This is a genomic window from Roseospirillum parvum, assembly GCF_900100455.1.
Classification (GTDB): Bacteria; Pseudomonadota; Alphaproteobacteria; order Rhodospirillales; family Rhodospirillaceae; genus Roseospirillum; species Roseospirillum parvum.
In genome coordinates this window covers 254717-278055 of the sequence record NZ_FNCV01000003.1, presented here as the reverse complement: position 1 = coordinate 278055, position 23339 = coordinate 254717, and the positions used below count along the sequence as shown (strand labels likewise).

Sequence of the window (23339 nt, the reverse complement as noted above, 5' to 3'; positions counted from 1 at the left end):
TCGGGAGGAAAGGCGATGGCCTATATCCTGCCGCTGGCCGCCGAGCCGATTCAACCGCCGCCGCCGGTGGCGCCGGTGGGGTCTCCGGTTGCGCCGAAGGTGGCGGACAACGTGGCGGCGCCGGGGCAGGGGGGCGGCCCCGGGGGAGCCGCCGGCCCGGCTCCCTTGAGCGGACCGTCGCGGGCCCGGCTGGCCGACGAGACGCTGGCCGAGGTGGACCGTCTGGCGCGGCAGGACGACTCCCCCGAGCCGGGCGGCACCGCCAATCCCTTCGAGCTGAGCCCCGAGGAAAAGGCCGAGGTGGCCCGCCTGCAACGCATCGACGCCAAGGTGCGGGCCCACGAGCAGGCCCATCAGGCGGCTGGCGGCCCCTATACCGGCCCGGCCTCCATCCAGACGGTGACCGGCCCGGACGGCCGGCAGTACGCGGTGGCCGGCGAGGTGTCGATCGATGTCAGTGCGGTCAACGGCGACCCCGAGGCGACCATCCGCAAGATGGAGGCGATCAAGCGGGCCGCCCTGGCCCCGGCCGAGCCCTCGCCCCAGGATCGCGCCGTGGCCGCCCAGGCCGAGGCCGTCGCCGCCCAGGCCGAGGCTGAGCTGGCCCGGATGAAGAACGAGGCACAGCGCGCCGAGCGGGAGGAGTCCGAGGCCACTCCCCAGCCCGGCCGCCTGGACGCGGTGCTGGCCGAGCAACGGCTGGCGATGCGGGGCAACGACGACGGCGCCAGCGGGCAGGGCTTGACCCGGCCGGGCAGCCTGCTCAATCTGCTGGCGTGATTCCGCCGCCCCGGCCGCCGCCTGCTCACGGACCCCAAAAGCCATGCCCCTGGAGCGCCTGTATTGCGCCGTCACCCCGCACGGCCTGGGGCATGGCGCCATCGCCTGTCAGGTGATCAATGCCCTGGCCCGCCGTCGTCCGGGGCTGGATGTGACCATCCAGGGCGACCTGCCGGCCGATTGGCTGGCCAGCCGGCTGGAGGTGCCCTTCCGCCTGATCCCCCAGGGCAGCGACTTCGGCATGATCATGGACAGCGCCACCCGGGTCCGGGTGGCGGCCAGCGCCGCCGCCTATCGCCATCAGGCGGCCGACTGGCGGCGCATCCTGGTCGCCGAGGCGCGGCGCATCCGGGCCGTGGCGCCGGACCTGGTGCTGGGCTGCATCCCGGCGCAGAGTCTGGCCGCCGCCCAGGCCCTGGGGGTGCCGGCGGTGGGGCTGGGGCCGTTCCACTGGGCCGACATCCTCGACGCCTACTGCGGCGACGAACCGGGGATGGACAGCCTGATCGCCCTGATGCGCGAGATCTACGCCGGTTGCGACGCCTTCTTCGCACCCCAGCCGGCGTTGCCCATGGCCGACCTGCCCAATCTGGTCCCGGTCGGCCCGGTGTGCCGGCGCGGCCGGCCCCGGGGGCCCGAACTGCGCGCCGCCCTGGGCATCGCCCACGAGGACCGGCTGGCCGTGGTTGCCTTCGGGGGCATGGCCTCGGGCATCGATGTGTGGTCCTGGCCGGAGCAACCGGGCTGGATCTACGCCGTTCCCCGGGGGCCGGAAACACCGCGCCGCTTGCCGCCGCACATGGTCGCCGTGGGTGACGACAAGGGCTGTCCGCTGCCCGACCTGATCGCCTCGGCCGACGCGGTGATCACCAAGCCGGGCTACGGCACGCTGACCGAGGCGGCGCTGGTCGGCACGCCGGTGCTTTGCCAGGAGCGCCCGGACTGGCCGGAAACCGAGGGCCTGCTGGCCTGGACGGCGCGCCATGTGCCGCTGGAGATGGTGTCGCTGGAGGCTCTGGGCCCGGGCCGGGTGGGGCGCCTGTTGCGCCGCCTGATGCGCCAGGATGCGCCATGGCCGCGCCCGGAACCGCCTGATGGCGCCGAGCAGATCGCCGAGGCGCTGGTCGCCCGCTACGGGGGGTAGGATCAGCGGGCAGGGTCAGCCTTGGCGGTCGGCGACGGCGCGCCGGCCGGCCTCGGTCAGGCGGCAGACCAGCCAGTCGGGCTTCACCGGGTTGGCGAACCACGGTTCGGCCCAGCCCTTGTCCAGGCAGGCCCGGATCATCCGCGCGTTGACCTTGCGCCCGTTGGTGTCGAACAGGGGCAGCTTGCCCCCGGGCTGGTCCAGGCCGCGGGCCAGCCACGCCGCCTGGGCCGGAGTCGGGCTCCCCGGGCGGCCGTTGCCGGCGGGCGGCGGGGCCTTGGACGGGGCGGCACGGGCGGTTGGGGACTGTGGGGTGGACGACATGGGGTCGGCGCGGCCAGTCTGTTGGGCGGGGATACGCACACCGAGGCGGCGCGCCAACCTTACGGATCGAGGAGGACGGAGTCCATGTCCTACTGCGTGGTCTACATGACCGCCGGCAGCCACGACGAGGCCAAGGAAGTGGCCCGCACCCTGGTCGAGGAACGCCTGGCCGCCTGTGTCAACATCCTGGGCGCCATGACCTCGGTCTACCGCTGGCAGGACCGGGTCACCGATGGCGAGGAAGTGGCCCTGATCGCCAAGACGCGCCAGGATCTGGTGGAACGGCTGACCGCTCGTCTGGCCGAGATCCACACCTACGACTGCCCGTGCGCCATCACCCTGCCCATCGAGGGCGGGCACCCGCCGTTCCTCGACTGGATCGGCGAGGAGACCGCCTGACCCCGGAGGGCTCAGCCGTCCAGCGCCGGCAGGGCGACGGTGACACTGGCCAGGGCGGCGATGCCTTCCTCGCGGCCGGTGAAGCCCAGGCGTTCGCTGGTGGTGGCCTTGACGCTGACCCGACCCGCCGGCAGCTCGAGAATCTCCGCCGTGCGGGCGATCATGGCCGGGCGGTGGGGGCCGACCTTGGGGGCCTCGCAGACCACCGTCAGGTCGGCGTTGACGATGCGCCCGCCCAGGGCACGGACCAGCCGGGCGGCGTGGGCCAGGAACTGGTCGGAGGCGGCGCCCTTCCACTGGGCGTCCGACGGCGGGAAGTGATGCCCGATGTCGCCCGCCCCGATAGCCCCCAAGAGGGCGTCGGTGAGGGCGTGCAGGGCGACGTCGGCATCGGAATGGCCGGCCAGCTTCCGGTCATGCGGAATCTTGATTCCACAAAGGAATACGCCGTCACCTTCTTCCAGCTTGTGAACATCGTAGCCGGTTCCGGTGCGCATTTCCTCGGCCCCGGTGAAGAGGCGCGACAGACGCCGCAGGTCGTCCGAGGTGGTGACCTTGGTGTTGCGCTCCGCCCCCAGCACCAGCTTGACCTTGCCGCCATTGGCCTCCAGCACCGCGGCATCGTCGGTCAGCTCACGGCCGGCGGCGGCCCGGTGGGCGGCCAGGATGGGAGCGAAGCGGAAGCCCTGCGGGGTCTGGGCCCGCCACAGGGCCTCGCGGGGAACTGTTTCGAGGCAGAAACCATCGCCGTCGGCGCGCTTCACGGTGTCGGCCATGGGCAGCGCCGGGATGGCTCCGTCGTGCTCGGTGAGCGCCGCGATGACCCGCGACACCAGCCCCGGATCGACCAGCGGCCGGGCGCCATCGTGGATCAGCACCACATCGGGCGCCGGGTCGAGGCCGGCCAGACTCTCCAGGCCCAGGCGCACCGACTCCTGGCGGCTGGCCCCGCCGGGCACCGGCTCGAGCAGCGGCAGATCGGCGCTGGCGTGATCGTACAACGGTCGGTCGTCGGGGTGGATGACGGCGCGCACCAGACGCACCTCGGGATGGGCGGCGAAGGTGGCCAGGCTGTGGCCCAGCACCGGGCGGCCGCCCAGGTCGCGGTACTGCTTGGGCAGGCCGCCGCCGAATCGCTGGCCGCGCCCGGCCGCCACCACCAGAACCGCGCATTTCAGAGCCATGGGGGAAGTGCTCCCGCTGCCGAGTGTTCGTGTCGGGGGTTCGCTTACCCGCCCCGGCGTCCCGACGCAAGGCCTCCGGCCTTGCCCATTGCCCGTCTCAAGGCCTCCCGGCCTTGCCCATTGTTCCGATTCAAGGCCGCCCGGCCTTGTGGGGGCCGCCGCGATGGGTTTCCATTCGTGGATTGAGTTTCGCCGCGCGCGTCGTATAGTCCGGGCCCATGGACACCCTTCTGACCCATTCCCTGACCGCCTTTCTCGGCCTGCTTCCGGCGACCATGGTCGGCTGGGTGGGCTACGTGCCCCTGCGCACCGGCAACCCGGCCCGCGCCGGGCAGGACCCGAAAACGCTGCGGGTCGGCGGCTGGGTTTTCTGGGCGGCGCTGGCCATGGCCCTGCTCTCGGCCCTCAGCCGGGGCAGCATGGCGCTGCTCGGGGGCTGGGATTCGGAACTCTCGGCCGCCCTGTGGGTGAGCATCGCGACCAGCCTGATCCTCTACGTGGCGGGCACGGTGGTGTCCGATGCCATGCGCCGGCTGTTGCCGCTGCTGATGCCCTATCTGGCGGCCCTGGCCCTGATGGCCATCCTGCTGCCCGGCGAGCCCCAGGGGCTGGTCCTGAGCGTGCGCGACAACCCCTGGGTGGCCCTGCACATCCTGGTCGGCGTGCTGACCTATGCCCTGCTCACCCTGGCCGCCGTGGCGGCTTTCGGCGCCTTCCTGCAGGAGCGCGCCCTGAAGCTGAAGCGGCCGACCCGGCTGTCCCGCCGGCTGCCCCCGGCGGCGGCCGGCGAATCCTTGAGTTTCAAGCTGCTGATGGGCAGCGAGCTGGTGCTTGGCGTGGGCCTGGGCACCGGTCTGGCGCTTGATCTGCTGCTCTATGACGAGATCAGGCTGCTCGACCACAAGACGCTGCTGTCTTTCGCCACCTTCGTCATCATTGGCGGGGTGCTGGCGGCGCACCAGTGGATCGGCGTGCGCGGCCGATTGGCGGCGCGCTGGATCCTGCTGGCCTATCTGCATCTCACCCTGGGCTACCTGGGGGTGAAGTTCGTCGCCGACGTGCTGCTGCCCTGACCTCGGCCGACCAGGGACGGGGGGCGGTGTTGCCCATTGCGCCCCGACCAACTGCCTAATTAATATGCACTGCTTCCTGGATGACATCCGGAACCCCGTGATGCCTGATTCCGCTGCCCTGCCGCCGGCCCTCGGGGTTGGCCCGCTGACCCTGGACCCGCCGGTCCTGCTGGCCCCCATGTCGGGGATCACCGACCGTCCCTTCCGTGCCCTGGCCCGGGAGTACGGGGCGGGGATCACCGTGTCGGAGATGATCGCCGGGGCCGAGCTGATGCACGCCCATCGCCGCCACAACTGGCTGCGCGCCGCGCCGCTGGACGAGGCGCCGCTGATCGTCCAACTGGCCGGCCGCGACCCCGCCCTGATGGCCGAGGCGGCCCGCTTCGCCGCCGACCAGGGCGCCGCCATGATCGACCTGAACATGGGCTGCCCGGCCAAGAAGGTGGTCAACGGGGCGAGCGGCGGCGCCGCCCTGATGCGCGACGAGACCCTGGCGGGAGACATCATGGCCCGCGTGGTGGCGGCGGTGACGGTGCCGGTATCGATGAAAATGCGTCTGGGGTGGGATCGCGACAGCCTGAACGCGCCGCGCCTCGCCGCCATCGCCGAGGAAGAGGGGATTTCCCTGCTCACCGTTCATGGGCGGACCCGCGACCAGTTCTACGGTGGCACGGTGGACCCCGAGGGCATTGCCGCCGTCAAGGCGGCCACCCGATTGCCGCTGATCGCCAACGGCGACGTCACCGACCCGGCCAGCGCCCGGCGTCTGCTGGCCGCCACCGGAGCCGACGGAGTGATGGTCGGCCGGGCCTGCCAGGGGGCGCCCTGGCTGCCCGGGCGGTTGGCCGAGGCGCTGCGCCGGGGGACGCCGCTGCGGCCGCCGGCGGCAGCCGAGGAGACGGCCCTGGTGGTCCGCCACTTCGACGCCCTGCTGGGTCATTACGGAACCGAAAACGGCCTGAAGGTGGCCCGCAAGCACATCGGCTGGTATACCCGAGGCAAGCCCGGCGGAGCCGTCTTCCGGGCCGCCTACTTCGCCATCGAGGACGCCGCCCGGGCCCGCGCCGCCATCGCCGACTTCCTGGCCCGCGCCGCCGAGGCGGGAATGGCTGCCTGATGCCCCCCTCCGAGACCGCACCCACCCCACCCTCGGGGACCATCGACGCCGTCACCGTGCTCAACTGTCTGGGCGCGGCGGTCCTGGTGCTGGCCGAGGAAAACCGCATCGCCTACGTGAACAGCGCGGCGGAACAGCTTTTCGAATCGAGCTTTTCCCACCTCACCTCCATGTCGCTGACCGACCTTTTGCCGGCCGACTCGCCGGTGGTCAATCTGGCCGAGCAGGCTCGCGGGGCGCAAATCCGCACCTCGGAATACGGCGTCATGCTGGACAGCATCCGCACCGGCCAGCGCATGGTCACGGTGCAGGTGGTGCCGATCGCCGAGCGGCCGCGCTGGGTGGTGCTGTCGCTGCTCGAACACACCCTGGCCATCAAGATCGGCCAGCAGCTGTCGCACCGCCATGCCGCCCGCTCGGTGACCGCCATGGCCGCCGTGCTGGCCCACGAGATCAAGAACCCACTGTCCGGCATTCGCGGGGCGGCCCAGTTGCTGGAGGAGGGCGTCTCGGCCGAGGACCGTCCCCTGACCCAGCTTATCCGCGACGAGGCCGACCGCATCGTCGCCCTGGTCGACCGCATGGAGGTGTTCGCCGACGACCGGCCGCTGGAGCGTCAGGCGGTGAACATCCACCTGGTGCTGGAACATGTCCGCCGGGTGGCCGAGAACGGCTTTGCCCGGGGGGTGCGCATCATCGAGCGCTACGACCCCTCGCTGCCGCCGGTGCTCGGCAACCGCGATCAGTTGGTCCAGGTCTTCCTGAACCTGATCAAGAACGCCGCCGAGGCGGTGGTGGCGGAAGGCGGCGAGGTGGTGCTGGCCACCGGCTATCGCCACGGGGTGCGGGTCTCGGTGCCGGGCTCGACCAGCCGGGTTAGCCTGCCCCTGGTGATCAGCGTGCAGGACAACGGCCCGGGCATCCCGGCCGATCTGCATCAGCACCTGTTCGATCCCTTCGTCACCACCAAGAAGAAGGGGACCGGCCTGGGGCTGGCCCTGGTCGCCAAGATCGTCTCCGACCACGGCGGTATCGTCGAGTTCGACAGCATGCCCCGGCGCACCGTGTTCCGCGTCATGCTGCCCATGTACAGCGAACCCCACCGGGAGCTGGGCAACCGGGAACTGGGCAACCAGCCCCCACAGGAAAAGGACAGGGGATGAGTCAGCCGTCGACCATTCTGATCGCCGACGACGACAACGGCATCCGCACCGTGCTCACCCAGGCCCTGGGCCGCAAGGGTTACGAGGTGCGCACCACCGGCCACGCCGCCACCCTGTGGAGCTGGGTCGCCGCCGGCGAGGGCGATCTCGTCATCACCGACGTGGTGATGCCCGATGAAAGCGGCCTCGACCTTATTCCGCGCATCAAGAAGATCCGCCCCGACCTGCGCATCATCGTGATGAGCGCCCAGAGCACCCTTCTGACCGCCGTCAAGGCGGCCGAGCGCGGCGCCTTCGAATACCTGCCCAAGCCGTTCGACCTGGGCGAGCTGGTCGGCGTGGTCGAGCGCGCCTTCGCCACCCCGCAGACCCCGGCCACCGGGGCCGGGCGCGACGCCGACGACGAGCGGCTGCCGCTGATCGGCCGCTCGCCGGCCATGCAGGAGATCTATCGGACCCTGGCCCGGCTCATCAACACCGACCTCACCGTGACCATCACCGGCGAGTCGGGGACCGGCAAGGAGTTGGTCGCCCGCGCCCTGCACGACTACGGCAAGCGGCGCAACGGGCCGTTCGTTGCCATCAACATGGCGGCGATCCCCCGCGAGTTGATCGAAAGCGAGCTGTTTGGCCACGAGAAGGGCGCCTTCACCGGCGCCAACGCCCGCGCCCTGGGCCGCTTCGAGCAGGCCGAGGGGGGCACCCTGTTCCTGGACGAGATCGGCGACATGCCGCCCGATGCCCAGACCCGCCTTTTGCGCGTCCTCCAGGAAGGCGAATACACCCGGGTCGGCGGGCGCACCGCGATGCGCGCCAACGTGCGCATCATCGCCGCCACCCACCGCGACCTGAGCCAGCTGATCCGCCAGGGCCTGTTCCGCGAGGACCTGTTCTACCGCCTGAACGTGGTGCCGATCCGCCTGCCCCCCCTGCGCGAGCGGGTCGAGGACATCGCCGAGTTGGTCCAGCACTTCCTCGATCAGGCGATGGAGGAGGGGCTGCCCCCCAAGACCATCGATCCGGCCGGCATGGCCGCCCTGTCGCGCCACCGCTGGCCGGGCAACGTGCGCGAGCTGGAGAACCTGGTGCGCCGGCTGGCCGCCCTCTACAACCAGGAAGTCCTGGGCCTGGAGGAGATCGAGGGCGAACTGGCCGCCGCCACCCCGCCACCACCGCCGACCCGGGGCGGCGAGGGCGAGGGGCTGGGGGATCTGGTCGAGCGCAACCTGCGCGACTATTTCTCCAGCCACGGCAACAGTCTGCCGCCACCCGGCCTCTACGACCGGGTGCTGCGCGAGATCGAACGTCCGCTCATCACCCTGACCCTGGAGGCGACACGCGGCAACCAGATCCGCGCCGCCCAGGTGCTGGGCCTCAACCGCAACACCCTGCGCAAGAAGATCCGCGACCTCGACATCAGTGTCGTGCGCGGCGCCCGCTGAGCCTTGGGGCCTGTTGCGTGCTTTGTGAAAAACGCGACATGCTCTAGACTCTTGATATTGCCGCAAATCGTCGTCGCGACCCGTTCTGGATCGCTGGGGGTTTGCTCTAACCGGACCCTGAGAAACCATGTCGGCCGGACTGCATCGCCGCCTCCTCAAGCTTGGCCTGTGGGCCCGCCGGGTTCGCCTCAGCCGGCGGCTGACCGTGGCGCTCGGCATTCTGGCGGTGCTCCTGGGCGCGGCCACCTACATCCTGCTCACGGGCCAGGGGCCGATCGCCCCGGAAGCCACCAACGTCCTGATCCTGTTGAATATCGACCTGCTGGTGCTGCTCGCCCTGGGGGCCATCGTGGCGCGCCGGCTGGTCCGCCTGTGGGCCGACCGACGGCGGGGCGGGGCGGGCTCGCGGCTGCATGTGCGGCTGGTCGTCCTGTTCTCGCTGGTCGCCGTCACGCCGGCCGGGCTGACCGCCCTGTTTTCCGCCCTGTTCTTCAATCAGGGGGTGACCAGCTGGTTCAACGACACGGTGCGCACGGCGGTCACCGAGTCCTATCACGTGGCCCAGGCCTATCTGCGCGAGCACCAGCAAACACTGTCCGGTGACGCCGCCGCCATGGCCAGCGATCTGGCCCGCCAGTGGGAGGGGCTGTCGCGCAATCCGGGCGCCCTGCAACGCTTCCTGTCCCAGCAGATCGGCTTTCGCGGGCTGTCCGAGGCGATGGTGGTGACCGGCAACGGCAACATCCTGGCCTACGCCGGCTATTCCTATTCCTTGCAGTTCGAGGAAGTGCCCATCTGGTCGAAGGAGCAGGCGGCCCAGGGCGAGGTGGTGATCCTGCCCTCGGACGAGGACGACCGGGTGCGGGCCCTGGTCCGGGTCGATCCCCTGGCCAACCTGTTCCTGTTCGTCGGCCGCTTTGTCGATGCCTCCGTGCTGGCCCACGTCGAGGAGGTGGAGCAGGCGGTCAACGACTACCAGAAACTGGAGGGCGAGCGCTCCGGCTTCGAGATCACCTTCACCCTGATCTTCATCGTGGTCACCCTGCTGGTGTTGCTGGCGGCGATCAGCTTCGGCCTGATCCTGGCCAACCGACTGGCCCGGCCGCTGGTCGCCCTGATCGATGCCTCGGAAAAGGTGCGTGGCGGCGATCTGGCGGTGCGCGTGCCGGAGATCGCCGCCGGCGACGAAATCTCGGTACTCAGCCGCGCCTTCAACCGCATGACCGCCCGCATTTCCGAGCAGCAACGCCACCTGCTGGAAACCAACCGGGCGCTGGACGAGCGCACCCGCTTCACCGAGACCGTGCTGTCCGGGGTGTCGGCCGGGGTCATCGGGCTGGACCGCGATGGCCGCATCACCCTGCCCAACCGCTCGGCGGCGGAACTGCTGGCCGCCGCTCCCGACGATCTGGTCGGTCGGGCGCTGGCCGAGGTGGCGCCCGACCTGGCCGGGTTGCTGTCGGCGGCCCAGGCGCGGGCCCAGGAGAAGGGTGACGAGCGGAGCGCCGGGGCGCCGGTCAGCGCCGAGGTGGCCTTGACCCGGGGCGGCCGGCGGCGCACCCTGCGCGCCGTCATCGCCGCCGAGCGCCTGGAGACGGATGGACGCGGCGAGACCATCGGTTTCGTCTTGACCTTCGATGACATCACCGACCTGCAATCGGCCCAGCGCATGGCCGCCTGGGCCGACGTGGCGCGGCGCATCGCGCACGAGATCAAGAACCCGCTGACCCCCATCCAGCTTTCCGCCGAACGGCTGAAACGGCGCTACCTGAAACAGATCGACGACGACGGCGAGGTTTTCGTGCAGTGCACCGACACCATCATCCGCCATGTCGGCGACATCGGCCAGATGGTGGACGAGTTCTCGGCCTTCGCCCGCATGCCCTCGCCGGTGATGAAGCCCGAAAACCTGAAGGATCTGGTGGCCCGGGCGGTGGTGTTCCAGCGCGAGGCCCATCCCCACATCCGCTTCACCACCGAATTGCCCGAGGCGCCGCTGACCCTGGCCTGCGACGCCCGCCAGATCGGCCAGGTGCTGACCAATCTGGTGAAGAACGCGGTGGAGGCCATCGAGGGCCGCGACGACACCGACCCGCCGCCCGGCTGGGTCGGCCTGTCGCTTGAGCGCGCCGATGGCGAGATCCATCTGACGGTGGCCGACAACGGCCGTGGCCTGCCCGAAAACGAGCGGTCCCGCCTGACCGAGCCCTATGTCACCACACGCAGCAAGGGCACCGGCCTGGGGCTGGCCATCGTCAAGAAAATCCTGGAAGACCATCGCGGCAGACTGATACTGGAAGACCGGCCCGGGGGCGGTGCCCGGGTGCGTGTGGTGTTGCCCGACAACCCGCCGGACAGCCGCGGAGAGTGAGCATGGCCAAGGAAATCCTGATCGTCGACGACGAGGCCGACATCCGGGCCATTCTCGCCGGCATCCTCGAGGACGAGGGCTACACCGTCCGTCAGGCCGCCGACAGCGAGGCGGCCCGCGCCGCCATCCTGGAACGGCCGCCCAGTCTGGTCGTTCTCGACATCTGGCTGGTCGGCAGCCGGCTCGACGGGCTGCAACTGCTCGACCTGATCGTCCGCGACCACCCGCAGGTGCCGGTGGTCATGATCAGCGGCCATGGCAACATCGAGACCGCCGTCTCGGCGATCAAGCGGGGCGCCTTCGACTTCATCGAAAAGCCGTTCCAGACCGACCGCCTGCTGTTGATTGTCGAGCGCGGCATCGAGATCGCCCGGCTGCGCCGCGAGCTGGCCGACCTGCGCCAGCGCACCGTGGCCGGCGACGAGTTCATCGGCGCCTCCGGCCATCACGGGCAGTTGCGTCAGATGGTCGAGAAACTGGGGCCGGCCAGTTCGCGGGTCTTCATCAACGGCCCCCAGGGGGCCGGCAAGGAAGTGGTGGCGCGGCAGATCCACGCCGCCTCGCCGCGCGCCGCCGGACCCTTCGTGGTCGTCACCTGCGCCGCGCTGGCCCCGGAGTCGATGGAACTGGAACTGTTCGGGACCGAGAACCCGCCGGCCGACAGCCCCAATGGTGCGCGCCGCATCGGCCTGTTCGAGCAGGCCCATGGCGGCACCCTGCTGCTCGACGAAGTGGCCGACATGCCCGAGGAAACCCAGGGCAAGATCGTCCGCGTGTTGCAGGAACAACGCTTCTGCCGGGTCGGCGGCTCGACCCGGGTCGAGGTGGATGTGCGGGTGATGGCCACCACCAGCCGCGACATGGAGGCCGCCATCGCCACCGGCCGCTTCCGCCAGGACCTGTTCTACCGCCTCAACGTGGTGTCGCTGGAGGTCCCCGCCCTGCGCCAGCGGCGCGAGGACATCACCGCCCTGGCCGAGTACTTCATGGCCCGCGCGGCGCGCCTCAACGGGGTCTCGCCCCGGCCGCTGGCCGCTGACGCCCTGGCCGCCCTGCAGGCCTACGACTGGCCGGGCAACGTGCGCCAGCTGCGCAACGTCATCGATTGGGTACTGATCATGGGCGGCGGGACGCCGGGCAGCCCGGTGAAGGCCGAGATGCTGCCCCCGGAGATCACCAGCGACGCCCCGCAGACCCTGCGCCTGGAGGGGGCCAGCGAGTTGCTTGGCCTGCCCCTGCGCGAGGCCCGCGAGATGTTCGAGCGCGAATACCTGTTGGCCCAGGTCACCCGCTTTGGCGGCAACATCTCGCGCACCGCCGAGTTCGTCGGCATGGAACGCTCGGCCCTGCACCGCAAGCTGAAGAGCCTGGGCGTGGTCGCCGAGGGTCGGGCGTGAGGCGGCGGACCGGCCGGGGAGGGGAATCATGAAGGTCATCGTCTGTGGCGCCGGTCAGGTGGGCTCGTCGATCGCCCGCTATCTGGCCAGCGAGAACAACGACATCACGGTGATCGACCAGCGCGCCGACCTGATCCGCAAGATCAGCGACTCGCTGGACGTCTCCGGGGTGGTCGGCCACGCCTCGCAGCCCGACGTGCTGGAAGGCGCCGGCATCCGTGATGCCGACATGATCATCGCGGTGACCTACACCGACGAGATCAACATGATCGCCTGTCAGGTCGCCCATTCGCTGTTCGCCGTGCCGACCAAGATCGCCCGGGTGCGCGACCAGAGCTATCTGCGCGGCGAGTGGGCCAACCTGTTCAGCCGCGAGAACATGCCCATCGACGTGGTCATCTCGCCGGAGATCGAGGTGGCCCGGGCCATCGACCGCCGCCTGCAGGTGCCGGGCACCATGGACGTCATCCCCCTGGTCGGTGACAAGGTGCGCCTGATCGGCGTGCGCTGCGGCGAGGAAACGCCGGTGGTCAACACGCCGCTTCGCCAGTTGACGGCGCTGTTTCCCGATCTTCAGTTGGTGGTGGTCGGCATCCTGCGCGGCGACCACCCCATGGTGCCGGCCGCCGAGGATCAGATCCTGCCCGGCGACCAGGTTTATTTCGTTGTCGCAACGGATCAGACGCGGCGGGCCCTGGCGGCCTTCGGCCACGAGGAGGCCAAGGCCCGGCGGGTGCTTATCCTGGGGGGCGGCAACATCGGGCTGTTCCTGGCCCAGAGCCTGGAAAAGAACCACCCGGAGATGAACGTCAAGGTGATCGAGGCCAAGCGCGAGCGGGCCGAGTTCGTGGCCAAGACGCTGGAGCGCACGGTGGTCCTGCACGGCGACGTGCTCGACCCCGACATCCTGGACGAGGCCGGGGTGCGCTCGGCCGGCACGGTGATCGCCCTGACCGACGACGACGAGACCAACATCCTGTCGTCGCTGCTGGCCAAGCGCTACGGCTGCCGGCGGGCCATCACCCTGACCAACAAGACCACCTTCAACCCGCTGGTCAACACCCTGGGGATCGACGCCATGGTCAATCCCCGCTCGATCACCGTGTCGACCATCCTGCAGCACGTGCGGCGGGGACGCATCCACTCGGTGCACAGCCTGCACGAGGGCTTCGGCGAGTTGATCGAGGCCGACGCCCTGGAAACCTCGCCCCTGGTCGGCGCGCCCCTGAAGGAGGTCAAGCTGCCGCCCGGGGTGCTGGTCGGCGCCGTGGTGCGCGGCGATCAGGTGATCAGCCCACGCGGCAGCACGGTCATCGAGGCCGGCGACCGGGTGGTGCTGTTCGCCGTCGCCGAGGCGGTGAAGAAGATCGAAAAGATGTTCCAGGTTCGCCTTGAGTTTTTCTGATCGAGGCCGTTAAACCAGATTCCTCATCCATTCCGCCAAGCTTCCAGGGAGCCCCGAACCCCATGTTCCGCCTTGCCTACGTCAACGGCCAGTACACCCGCCACGCCGAGTCCCTGGTTCACATCGAGGACCGGGGCTACCAGTTCGCCGACGGCGTCTACGAGGTGATCGCCATCCGCCACGGGGTGCCGGTCGACATGGCGGCCCACCTGCGCCGCCTGGAACACTCGCTGGGGGAAATCGACATCCCCATGCCGATGACGCCCAAGGCCATGGTCATGGTGATGCGCCGCGTGGTGCGGGCCAACCGGGTGTGGGATGGCATCGTCTATCTTCAGGTCAACCGGGGGGTGGCGCCCCGCTCACATCCGTTCCCCAACCCGGCCCCGGAACCCTCGGTGGTGATCACCGCCCGACCGCTGCCGCCGACCCCGGCGGCGGTGCTGGAGAAGGGCGTGACGGTGGTCACCACGCCGGACATCCGCTGGCTGCGCCGCGACATCAAGAGCGTTGCCCTGCTGCCCAACTGCATGGCCAAGGAAAAGGCGGCCCGGGCCGGCGCCTTCGAGTGCTGGCAGGTGGAGGACGACGGCACCATCAGCGAGGCGGCGGCCTCCAACGTGTGGATCGTCGATCAGGCCGGGCGGGCCATCACCCGGCCGCTGTCCAACCGCATCCTGGCCGGCATCACCCGCCTCAAGCTTTTGGAACTGGCCCGCGGCGAGGGGATCGAGGTGGAAGAGCGCATCTTCACCCTCAAGGAGGCCCTGGCGGCGCGCGAGGCCTTCGTCTCCGGCACCACGGCCTTTGCCATGCCGGTGGTCAAGGTGGACGAGGCGGTGATCGGCGATGGCCGCCCCGGTGCCGTCACCCGCCGCCTGCGCGAGCTGTACGAAGGCATGATCGGCCAGTTGACCGAGGCGGCCTGGTGGCAATGAACGGCGCCAACCTGCCGGCTCCCCGGGCGGTGCTGCTCGACTGGGACAACACCCTGATCGACAGTTGGCCGGTGATCCACGCCGCCTGGAACGAAACCCTGGCCGCCATGGGCCACCCGGTCTGGGACGTGGCCGACACCCGGCGCAACGTGGGGCGCTCGCTGCGCGACACCTTCCCGGAGCTGTTCAAGGAGCGTTGGGAAGAAGCCCGCGATGTTTTCTACGCCGCCTTCGGCCGTCTGCACATCGACCGCCTGAGCCCCTTTCCGGGGGCCGGCGAACTGCTGGCCGGGCTGGCCGGGGCGGGGGTGGCGTTGGGCGTGGTCAGCAACAAGACCACCTTCCTGCTGCTGCGCGAGGCCGAGGCCCTGGGCTGGAACAGCCATTTCCACCGTCTGGTCGGGGCCGGCGACGCGGCCCGCGACAAGCCCCATCCGGACGGCGCGCTGCTGGCCCTGGAAGGTTCCGGCATCGCCCCCGGGCCCGACGTCTGGTTCGTCGGCGACGCGGCGGTGGACATGGGGTGTGGCCGGCAGGCCGGCTGCACCACGGTGCTCATCGCCGACCCCGAGCGGGCCGCCGACGCCGCCTTTGCCGAGTGGCCGGCCGACCACCGGGTGGACGATTGGGCCGGATTCCGCGACCTGTGTCGGGTCAGCTTCGGAAGCCGGTTGAAATATCCATGACAGCGAATACCTTACGGAGAGTCGGTGGAGTCGCCGCCGGACCTTAACGGAGCGGCTCCGCCGTATCCGCCAGTGAGCTGTCAAGAACCAATAAAAAGAGAGAACCCATGCCTAACGATAAGAACCAGAACGTTCAGGATGTCTTCCTCAATCACATCCGCAAGAACAAGGTGGCGGTTACCATCTTCCTGATCAACGGGGTGAAACTCCAGGGCATCATCACCTGGTTCGACAACTTCACGCTTCTTTTGCGACGCGACGGTCATACCCAGCTGGTTTACAAGAACGCCATCTCCACCGTGATGCCGTCCGTGCCGGTCCAGCTGTTCGATCACGATCCGGCGCAGCCCAAGGAGGACGGCGCCGCGTAAGCGCCGGTCCGGTTCAGCCCCATGCCCGTTGGCGGCTTTGAATACGAACGCCCGGCTTCGACCCGGGCCCTGGTCGTTCATCCGGCCCTGAAGCACCCCGGCGTCCGCGACGCCCGCCGGGGGCGCAGCCCGGAAAATCGCCTCGAGGAAGCCGTCGGACTGGCCCGCGCCATCGATTTGGAGGTGGTGGGGGCCGAGGTGGTGCCGCTCGGCCGGCCGCGCCCGGCGACGCTGCTCGGGCAGGGGGTGTTGGACCGTCTGGCCGCCCAGGTGGCCGAGGACGAGATCGGCCTGCTGGTGCTCGACGGCCACCTGTCGCCCCTGCAACAGCGCAATCTGGAACGGGCGCTTCAAACCAAGGTCATCGACCGCACCGGCCTGATCCTGGAAATCTTCGGCCAGCGGGCGCGCACCCGCGAAGGCCAGTTGCAGGTCGAGTTGGCCCACCTGACCTACCAACGCTCGCGGCTGGTCCGAAGCTGGACCCACCTCGAGCGCCAGCGCGGCGGCGTGGGCTTCCTGGGCGGCCCCGGCGAAACCCAGATCGAGATCGACCGCCGCCTGATCGGCGAGCGCATCACCCGCCTGACCCGCGAACTGGAAGAGGTGCGCCGCACCCGTGGCCTGCATCGCCAGGCCCGGGCCCAGGTGCCGCACCCGGTGATCGCCCTGGTCGGCTACACCAACGCCGGCAAGTCGACCCTGTTCAACCGCCTGTCCGGGGCCTCGGTGTGGGCCGAGGATCAGGTCTTCGCCACCCTCGACCCGACCATGCGCGGCATCGACCTGCCGGGCGGCCGGCGGGTCATTCTGTCCGACACGGTGGGCTTCGTCTCCGACCTGCCGCACGAACTGGTGGCCGCCTTCCGGGCCACCCTGGAAGAGGTGCTGTCGGCCGATGTGGTGATCCACGTGCGCGACGTGGCGCACCCCGACAGCGCCGCCCAGAAGGCCGACGTGGACAGCGTGCTGGGCCAGATGGGTCTGGGGCCGGACGCCACGGTGCCGGTCATCGAGGCGCTGAACAAGGCCGACCAACTGGCCGGCGACGACGCCCGCCGCCACCCCCTGCCGGCGCCGCCGGAAGGGGCCGGGGAGGGGCCGCCGGTGCGCGCCACGGTGGCCCTGTCGGCGCTGACCGGCGAGGGCATCGCGGCGCTGGTCGCGGCGCTGGACGAGGTGTTCGACGAGAACCGGCTCAGCTATCGCCTGGAGCTGCCGACAGCCGACGGGAAGATCCTCGCCTGGCTGCATCGCCATGGCGAGGTGGTCGCGCAGAAAACCGAGGATGAGCGCCTGTTCGTCACCGTGCGCCTGGACGCGGCCAATGTCGGGCGTTTCAGCGCCACGTTTCCAGAGCATTCCCTGCGGCCGGTTTGACAGTCCGTCGGCTGGCATGATCTATTAACCGGCGCGGTCTACTAGTAGATATCCCGTATCTCGTTCCGACCCCGAAAGGACCCCGATGGCCGCCACCACGTCCCAGCAGCGCTGGCGGGCCAAGAACCGGCCGGTGAAAAGCCAGCTCAACGTCATGGCCCGGGCCCAGGTGCATGGCTTCCTGACCGAGGCGGCCCAGGCCTTCGACCTGAAGGGCAAGGCCGAGGCGGTCAGCTTCGCGGCCTACCTGACCCAGGGTCTGCGCCAACAGGCCGAACACAACCCCGAGGCCCGGCGTCTGCTCGATCTGCTGGCCGGGGCCTATCACCGCGACCGGGACATGTACGCCCCGTGAGCCATCCTCCCGCCACGCCCGCCGACCCCGCCGCCCCCCTGCCGGTCGACCCGGCAATGGTGGCCGAGATCATGGCCGAGGTGGCGCTGACCGAGGTGGTGTCGCGCTTCCGCCGTCTGGCGCCCGAGGACATCCGGGCCAAACGGCACGCCAGCGATCTGGTGACCGAGGCCGATCTGGCCGCCGAACGGGCCCTCGAGGCGCGGCTGACCGCGTTGCTGCCGGGCAGCCGCGTGCTGGGCGAGGAGGGAGCCTTCGCCGACCCCGGGCGGCTCGACTGGTGCGCCGATACCGGGGCCGGGGCGCCGCCGCTGTGGATCGTCGATCCGGTCGATGGCACCGGCAACTTCGCCCACGGCCGACCGGGCTTCGCCATGATCGTTGCCCTGGTCCTGGGTGGCGAGACCCGGGGCGGCTGGATCCTGGAGCCGATGAGCGGCCGCCGGGCGGTGGCCGTGGCCGGGCAGGGGGCTTACGATCACACCGGCCACCGGCTGCTGGTCGGCGACGCCGAGCGGCTGACCGCCAGTCTGGCCTGGCGCACCGCGCAGGGACCTCTGGGGCAGCGCATGCACGCCGCCCGCCGCCAGGGCAGTGCCGGGCTGGACTATCTCGATCTGGCCGGCGGGCGGCTTCAGGTGGCGTTGTTCGGCCGCATGATGCCATGGGACCATGCCGCCGGGGTGCTGATCCTGGAAGAGGCGGGCGGCCATGCCGAGGTGCATCACGCCGACGACCCGCCGGCCGCCTACCGTCCGGTGGCGTATCGCGGCAACAGTCGGCTGCTGCTCACCAACTCGGCCGCCCTGGCCGAGGACTTGCGCCCCGACCTGCCCAAACCCTGACCAAGCCCTTTAAGACTTCACGGCAACCCCTTGGCCGGGCGGCGGACGGCGGTCAGCTTGGGGCTGTCCATCAAGGCCGGATTGCCGGTCAGATGCCAGTCGAAGACATAGAATCCCGGGTAGCCCTGGGGGTAGGGGCCGGCCACCGGGGCGTTGTGCTTGATGACCTGGGCGTTGGTGGTGACACGGAAGCGGCCGATGGTGCTGAGGTCGAGGCGGTCCAGATCGCTCAGGCGCTCCGCCGGGATGGTGTTGGCACGCACCTCCAGCGTTCCGTCCTCCTTGGAAATCAGGCTCAGGATCAGGGCGTTGCGGCGCACGAAGGAGACCTGCTCGCTGGGTCCCAGGATGCCTTCGCGCTCGTAGTAGACGCGGAACTGGCCACGGCCCAGGGACTCGATGCTCTTGAAGTGGCTGTCGCGGGCCAGATCGTCGCGGATCTGGGCCACCTTCTCGCTGGCCTCGGCGGCGCTCAGCTTGCCATCAATGATGTCGGCATAAAGCGGCACCCAGGTCAGGATGCCCTTGTAGATCAGGCCATAGCCGCCGCTCCAGTTGAGGCGGATCTCGGCCAGGTAGTCGTCGGGCAGGTAGCAACTGTTCAGCCCGCCCACCAGAAGCAGGGCGGCAGCCAGTCTTTTCAGCACCTTGAAGGTCATGTCCTCAATCCCCGGAGGAGGAATTCCCGGCGGCCCGCGCGGCGGCTTTCACCGCCTGCCAGTGGGCCTCCATGTCCTCCAGTGTGGCGGTCTCGGGGGTCTGGCCGCAAGCCCGAAGGCGGGCCTCCACACCCTTGAAGCGGCGGCTGAACTTGTCGTTGGCGTGGCGCAGGGCGGCTTCCGGGTCGAGATCCAGCTTGCGGGCCAGATTGACGCAGACGAACAGAAGATCGCCCATTTCGTCGAGCAGGCGATCGGGGTTCGGGGTTTCGACGTCCAGTTCCTCGGCCAGTTCGCCCAATTCCTCGTGCAGCTTGTCGACCACCGGCCGCCAGTCGGGCCAGTCGAAGCCCACCCGGGCGGCGCGACGCTGAAGCTTGAGGGCCCGCAGCAGGGCCGGCAGGGCCAGCGCCACGCCGTCCAGGGCGCTGGGCTCGCCGGTTGCCTTGGCGGCGCGCTCGGCCGCCTTGTGTTCCTCCCAGGCTTGGGTCTGCGCCTCGGCATCGGCGATTTCGGCCTGACTGAAGACATGGGGGTGGCGGCGCTCCATCTTGGCGCAGCTTCCGGCGGCCACCTCGTCGAAGGTGAAGCGGCGCGCCGGATCGGGGGAGTCCTCGGCCATGCGGGCGTGAAACACCACCTGGAAGAGGAGGTCGCCCAACTCGTCGCGCAGATCGTCCATGTCGTCGCGCGCGATGGCGTCGGCCACCTCGTAGGCTTCCTCCAGGGTGTAGGGGGCAATGGTGGCGAAGGTCTGCTCCACGTCCCAGGGACACCCGGTATCGGGATCGCGCAGCCGGGCCATGATGGCCAGCAGTCGGTCCATGGGCCGTTGCGGGAGGTCGCCAGACATTGGGGGGCTCCGTGAGGCAGGGGGGCTTATTGCAAGCCCGAATTCAACTCAACCCGCATCGGCGGCCAAGCTGATATCCTGTCCGGCCATTTGGGTGAGGGTCGTGCCGTCAAGGACGTCCGTGTTGGCGCGGTGCGCTTCGGCGAAGACCCGGCGGATGCGGCAGGCGTCCTCGTTGCCGTCGCAGTCCTCGCAACGGCGGTAGGCCATGCGCGACAGGCAGGGCAGGGGGGCCAGCGGGCCGTCAACGATACGGACAACGTCTCCCACCGTGATCTGGTTGGGGTCGCGCAACAGCGCATAACCGCCGTTCTTTCCGCGCCGGCTGCTCAGCAGGCCGCGGTTTTTCAGGTCGAGCAGGATCTGTTCGAGGAACTTGCGCGGAATCCGTTGCCTCTCGGCGATGTCTGAAATCAGCACCGATTCACCGACGCCGACATCGGCCAGTGCCAGCAGGGCACGCAATGCATACTTTGCCTTCTGAGAGATCACGCTCCGGATCCGCGCGCTGGGGGTGGGCTGCCTTTGGTCGCCGATACGCCGGAGTGGGTCAAGGTCCATCACGAAGGTCACGGCGGGAGGCGAGGCCCAAAATCAATCTTGACTTTGTAGACCTACTAGATAGGGAATATAAAGAGTGTTCCGCCGCACCGGGCAATGCAAATCATGCGAACGACCCGTTTCATGCGCTTTGGCGCCATCGCCGCTCTCGCCGCGAGTCTCGCCTGGGGGAGCCCCGCCCGGGCGGAAAGCGTCCTCCTCAACGTGTCCTATGATCCGACGCGGGAGCTCTACAAGGCGTTCAACCAGGCCTTCGCCGCGCACTGGAAGGCCAAGACAGGCGAGGACGTGGTGGTCCGCATGTCGCACGGCGGATCCGGCAAGCAGGCCCGCGCGGTGATCGACGGCCTCGCCGCCGACGTGGTGACATTGGCGCTTGCCTACGACATCGACGCCATTGGTCAACGCACCGGCCTGATCAATGCCGACTGGCAGGCCGAATTGCCCAACGACAGCGCGCCCTACACCTCGACCATCGTGTTGCTGGTCCGCAAGGGCAACCCGAAGGACATCCAGGACTGGGACGATCTGGTGAGGGAGGGCGTGCAGGTCATCACGCCGAACCCCAAAACGTCCGGCGGAGCCCGATGGACCTTCCTCGCCGCTTGGGCCTGGGCGCTTGACCGGTTCGGTGGCGACGAGTCACGCGCCGCCGGCTACATGAGCACGCTGTACAAGAACGTGCCGGTCCTCGATACGGGAGCGCGCGGCTCGACGACCACCTTCGTTCAACGGGGGATCGGCGACGTGCTGCTCGCGTGGGAGAACGAGGCGTTCCTCGCCATTGAGGAACTGGGGCCCGATCGGTTCGAGATCGTGGTGCCGTCGCTCAGCATCCTGGCGCAGCCACCGGTAACCGTGGTCGATGGCAATGTTGACAGGCGCGGGGTTGACAGGCGCGGGACACGCGATGTCGCCGAATCCTACCTGGCCTACCTCTATTCGCCCGAGGGCCAGCGGTTGGCGGCAAGGCACTACTATCGCCCCGTGAGCCCCGAGCATGCCGCGCCGGAAGACCTTGCCCGCTTCGCCGACGCCAGGCTGGTGACGGTCAACGACACCTTTGGCGGGTGGCAGGCCGCGCAGCGGAAGTTCTTCGCCGAGGGCGGCATCTTCGATCAGATTTACCAGCCGAAGTGAGGGGGTCATGAGCGCCCGTGCCATCTGCTCCGGGTGGGTGCGTCCGAGCGTCATGCCAGGATTCGGCATGACGCTGGGGTTCACGCTCGCTTACCTGGGCCTCGTCGTGCTGATCCCACTGTCCGCTGTCATGTTTCGCGCCGCCGGGTTGGGGTGGCAGGACTTTCTCGCACTCGCCACCGACAGCCGGACCCTGGCGGCGGTACGCCTCAGCTTCTCAACCGCTCTGTTGGCGGCGGCCCTCAATGCCGTGTTCGGGTTGCTCGTGGCGTGGGTGCTGGTTCGCTACAGCTTTCCCGGTAAGCGGGTCCTCGACGCCATGGTGGATCTTCCCTTCGCCTTGCCGACGGCGGTCGCCGGCATCGCGCTGACGTCGCTCTACGCCGGCAACGGCTGGATTGGCCAGTTCCTCGAACCCTTGGGCATCAAGGTCGCCTATGCGCCACTTGGCATCATGGTGGCGCTCACCTTCATCGGTCTGCCCTTCGTGGTGCGTACCATCCAGCCGGTCCTTCACGATCTGGATGCGGAGATCGAGGAGGCCGCGGCCACCCTCGGCGCCGGCCGCGCCCGCACGTTTCGAAAGGTCATCCTGCCGGTTCTCAGTCCCTCCCTGTTGACCGGTTTCGCGCTCGCCTGTGCGCGCGGCGTCGGGGAGTACGGGTCGGTGATCTTCATCGCCGGCAACATCCCGCATGTTTCTGAAATCGCGCCCCTTCTAATCGTGATTCGGCTGGAGGAGTTCAATTATGCCGGGGCAACAGCCGTTGCCGCCATCATGCTGGCAATCAGCTTCATTCTGCTGCTGCTCATCAATCTGATCCAGGCCTGGAGCTCTCAACGGATGGGGAGGGCGTGACACCATGCGCCTTTCCGCCCCACCGCACCCGACCACACCGGGGCTTCGCCGGGTCTCGCCGGTAACGGAGAGGCCCGCCACCAGATGGCTCCTGGTCGTGACCGCGCTCGTCTTCCTTCTGTTCTTCCTCCTGATGCCGCTCGCGGCGGTTTTCGTGGAAGCGCTGCGGATGGGCATCGGCCCTTATTTTGCCGCGCTGGTTGATCCCGACGCGATCGCGGCCATCAAGCTGACGCTGCTGGTCGCGGCGATCTCGGTTCCGCTGAACCTGATCTTCGGCCTGTGCGCCGCCTGGTCCATCGCCAAGTTTCAGTTCAAGGGCAAGAGTCTGCTTGTCACGCTCATCGACCTGCCGTTTTCGGTGTCGCCGGTGATCGCGGGGCTGATCTACGTCCTGTTGTTCGGATCGTCGGGCTGGTTTGGCCCCTGGCTGGCCGGGCATGACATCCAGATCGTCTTCGCCGTGCCCGGAATCGTCCTCGCCACCATCTTCGTAACGCTGCCCTTCGTGGCTCGCGAACTCATCCCCGTGATGCAGCAGAGCGGTACCGACGACGAGGAGGCCGCCCTGTCGCTGGGGGCCAGCGGTTGGCGCACGTTTCTGAAGGTCACCCTTCCCAACATCAAGTGGGGCCTGTTGTACGGCGTTCTGCTGTGCAACGCGCGGGCCATGGGGGAATTCGGGGCCGTTTCGGTGGTGTCCGGCCATATCCGCAGCTTCACCAACACCATGCCGCTGCATGTGGAAATTCTCTACAACGAGTACAACTTCGCCGCTGCCTTCGCCGTCGCCTCGCTGCTCGCCGTTTTGGCGCTCGTCACCCTGGTCCTCAAGACCTGCCTCGAAGCGCGCGGCGGGCCCGGCGTGTCCTCGTCCGGCAGGCCGTAGGAGC

24 protein-coding genes are annotated in these 23339 nt (G+C 69.2%); 19 read left to right on the top strand and 5 right to left on the bottom strand.

The window, feature by feature from the left end; all coding sequences use genetic code 11:
• Window positions 1–15 precede the first annotated feature (15 nt).
• Both BLR95_RS06420 and BLR95_RS06415 read left to right on the top strand, forming a co-directional pair.
• Window positions 16–780 (top strand): putative metalloprotease CJM1_0395 family protein, encoded by a 765-nt coding sequence (locus tag BLR95_RS06420; RefSeq protein WP_092617123.1) that lies wholly within the window; start codon window positions 16–18, stop codon window positions 778–780.
• A 43-nt stretch (window positions 781–823) separates the two neighbouring features.
• On the top strand, window positions 824–1924 hold the full coding sequence (locus BLR95_RS06415) for a glycosyltransferase family protein (protein WP_092617120.1): 1101 nt from the start codon (window positions 824–826) through the stop codon (window positions 1922–1924).
• Window positions 1925–1939: 15 nt separating this feature from the next.
• On the opposite strand, the gene BLR95_RS06410 is transcribed toward BLR95_RS06415, so the two are convergent.
• Window positions 1940–2248 (bottom strand): hypothetical protein, encoded by a 309-nt coding sequence (locus BLR95_RS06410; protein ID WP_245689312.1) that lies wholly within the window; start codon window positions 2246–2248, stop codon window positions 1940–1942.
• Window positions 2249–2332: 84 nt separating this feature from the next.
• Here BLR95_RS06410 and cutA point away from each other — a divergent pair, with 84 nt between their 5' ends.
• The gene (gene cutA, locus BLR95_RS06405) at window positions 2333–2647 is read left to right on the top strand and encodes a divalent-cation tolerance protein CutA (protein WP_092617117.1); all 315 of its coding nucleotides are present in this window, start codon (window positions 2333–2335) and stop codon (window positions 2645–2647) included.
• A gap of 11 nt (window positions 2648–2658) precedes the next feature.
• Here the strand turns inward: cutA and BLR95_RS06400 are convergent, their stop codons facing one another.
• On the bottom strand, window positions 2659–3831 hold the full coding sequence (locus tag BLR95_RS06400; protein WP_092617114.1) for a bifunctional 2-C-methyl-D-erythritol 4-phosphate cytidylyltransferase/2-C-methyl-D-erythritol 2,4-cyclodiphosphate synthase: 1173 nt from the start codon (window positions 3829–3831) through the stop codon (window positions 2659–2661).
• A 218-nt stretch (window positions 3832–4049) separates the two neighbouring features.
• On the opposite strand from BLR95_RS06400, the gene ccsA reads away from it, so the two are divergent.
• The 13 genes from ccsA to BLR95_RS06335 all read left to right on the top strand — a co-directional run bounded on the left by ccsA (window position 4050) and on the right by BLR95_RS06335 (window position 18374).
• Complete coding sequence (gene ccsA / locus BLR95_RS06395; protein ID WP_092617111.1) at window positions 4050–4904, top strand: cytochrome c biogenesis protein CcsA; 855 nt, start codon at window positions 4050–4052, stop codon at window positions 4902–4904.
• Between the two features lie 100 nt (window positions 4905–5004).
• Entirely contained in the window at window positions 5005–6021 is a 1017-nt protein-coding gene (gene dusB, locus BLR95_RS06390) for a tRNA dihydrouridine synthase DusB (protein ID WP_092617108.1), read from the top strand.
• Entirely contained in the window at window positions 6021–7184 is a 1164-nt protein-coding gene (locus BLR95_RS06385) for a two-component system sensor histidine kinase NtrB (protein ID WP_092617106.1), read from the top strand. Before dusB ends, BLR95_RS06385 begins: the two co-directional genes overlap by 1 nt.
• Complete coding sequence (gene ntrC / locus BLR95_RS06380; RefSeq protein ID WP_092617104.1) at window positions 7181–8626, top strand: nitrogen regulation protein NR(I); 1446 nt, start codon at window positions 7181–7183, stop codon at window positions 8624–8626. Before BLR95_RS06385 ends, ntrC begins: the two co-directional genes overlap by 4 nt.
• A 127-nt stretch (window positions 8627–8753) precedes the next feature.
• The gene (locus BLR95_RS06375; RefSeq protein WP_092617102.1) at window positions 8754–10997 is read left to right on the top strand and encodes a sensor histidine kinase NtrY-like; all 2244 of its coding nucleotides are present in this window, start codon (window positions 8754–8756) and stop codon (window positions 10995–10997) included.
• A gap of 2 nt (window positions 10998–10999) precedes the next feature.
• A complete protein-coding gene (gene ntrX, locus BLR95_RS06370; RefSeq protein WP_092617099.1) occupies window positions 11000–12394 on the top strand; it encodes a nitrogen assimilation response regulator NtrX in 1395 nt (464 codons plus the stop codon).
• A 28-nt stretch (window positions 12395–12422) separates the two neighbouring features.
• On the top strand, window positions 12423–13799 hold the full coding sequence (gene trkA, locus BLR95_RS06365) for a Trk system potassium transporter TrkA (protein ID WP_092617096.1): 1377 nt from the start codon (window positions 12423–12425) through the stop codon (window positions 13797–13799).
• A 62-nt stretch (window positions 13800–13861) separates the two neighbouring features.
• Window positions 13862–14737, top strand: a complete 876-nt coding sequence (locus BLR95_RS06360) for a D-amino-acid transaminase (protein ID WP_092617093.1) — start codon at window positions 13862–13864, stop codon at window positions 14735–14737.
• Complete coding sequence (locus tag BLR95_RS06355; RefSeq protein WP_092617090.1) at window positions 14734–15423, top strand: HAD family hydrolase; 690 nt, start codon at window positions 14734–14736, stop codon at window positions 15421–15423. The genes BLR95_RS06360 and BLR95_RS06355 overlap by 4 nt, the downstream gene beginning before the upstream one ends.
• A gap of 107 nt (window positions 15424–15530) precedes the next feature.
• The gene (gene hfq, locus BLR95_RS06350) at window positions 15531–15794 is read left to right on the top strand and encodes an RNA chaperone Hfq (protein ID WP_092617087.1); all 264 of its coding nucleotides are present in this window, start codon (window positions 15531–15533) and stop codon (window positions 15792–15794) included.
• A 21-nt stretch (window positions 15795–15815) separates the two neighbouring features.
• Window positions 15816–17174 carry a GTPase HflX gene (gene hflX / locus BLR95_RS06345; RefSeq protein ID WP_092617084.1) on the top strand — a complete coding sequence of 453 codons (1359 nt, stop codon included), beginning with the start codon at window positions 15816–15818 and terminating at the stop codon, window positions 17172–17174.
• 85 nt (window positions 17175–17259) lie between these two features.
• The gene (locus BLR95_RS06340) at window positions 17260–17529 is read left to right on the top strand and encodes a hypothetical protein (RefSeq protein ID WP_092617081.1); all 270 of its coding nucleotides are present in this window, start codon (window positions 17260–17262) and stop codon (window positions 17527–17529) included.
• Window positions 17526–18374 carry an inositol monophosphatase family protein gene (locus tag BLR95_RS06335; RefSeq protein WP_092617078.1) on the top strand — a complete coding sequence of 283 codons (849 nt, stop codon included), beginning with the start codon at window positions 17526–17528 and terminating at the stop codon, window positions 18372–18374. Before BLR95_RS06340 ends, BLR95_RS06335 begins: the two co-directional genes overlap by 4 nt.
• Window positions 18375–18391: 17 nt before the next feature.
• Here BLR95_RS06335 and BLR95_RS06330 read toward each other — a convergent pair whose 3' ends face one another.
• The 3 genes from BLR95_RS06330 to BLR95_RS06320 are packed head-to-tail and all read right to left on the bottom strand — an operon-like array spanning window position 18392 to window position 20378.
• The gene (locus tag BLR95_RS06330) at window positions 18392–19033 is read right to left on the bottom strand and encodes a hypothetical protein (RefSeq protein WP_092617075.1); all 642 of its coding nucleotides are present in this window, start codon (window positions 19031–19033) and stop codon (window positions 18392–18394) included.
• Window positions 19034–19037: 4 nt separating this feature from the next.
• Window positions 19038–19886 (bottom strand): nucleoside triphosphate pyrophosphohydrolase, encoded by an 849-nt coding sequence (gene mazG / locus BLR95_RS06325; RefSeq protein ID WP_092617072.1) that lies wholly within the window; start codon window positions 19884–19886, stop codon window positions 19038–19040.
• A gap of 48 nt (window positions 19887–19934) precedes the next feature.
• Complete coding sequence (locus tag BLR95_RS06320; protein ID WP_092617069.1) at window positions 19935–20378, bottom strand: RrF2 family transcriptional regulator; 444 nt, start codon at window positions 20376–20378, stop codon at window positions 19935–19937.
• Window positions 20379–20570: 192 nt separating this feature from the next.
• Here BLR95_RS06320 and BLR95_RS06315 point away from each other — a divergent pair, with 192 nt between their 5' ends.
• The 3 genes from BLR95_RS06315 to cysW are packed head-to-tail and all read left to right on the top strand — an operon-like array spanning window position 20571 to window position 23335.
• Window positions 20571–21587 (top strand): sulfate ABC transporter substrate-binding protein, encoded by a 1017-nt coding sequence (locus BLR95_RS06315; protein WP_218119499.1) that lies wholly within the window; start codon window positions 20571–20573, stop codon window positions 21585–21587.
• A gap of 7 nt (window positions 21588–21594) precedes the next feature.
• Complete coding sequence (cysT, locus tag BLR95_RS06310; protein ID WP_092617067.1) at window positions 21595–22446, top strand: sulfate ABC transporter permease subunit CysT; 852 nt, start codon at window positions 21595–21597, stop codon at window positions 22444–22446.
• A 4-nt stretch (window positions 22447–22450) separates the two neighbouring features.
• Window positions 22451–23335, top strand: coding sequence for a sulfate ABC transporter permease subunit CysW (gene cysW / locus BLR95_RS06305; protein ID WP_092617064.1), 885 nt, complete (start codon window positions 22451–22453; stop codon window positions 23333–23335).
• Window positions 23336–23339 lie beyond the last annotated feature (4 nt).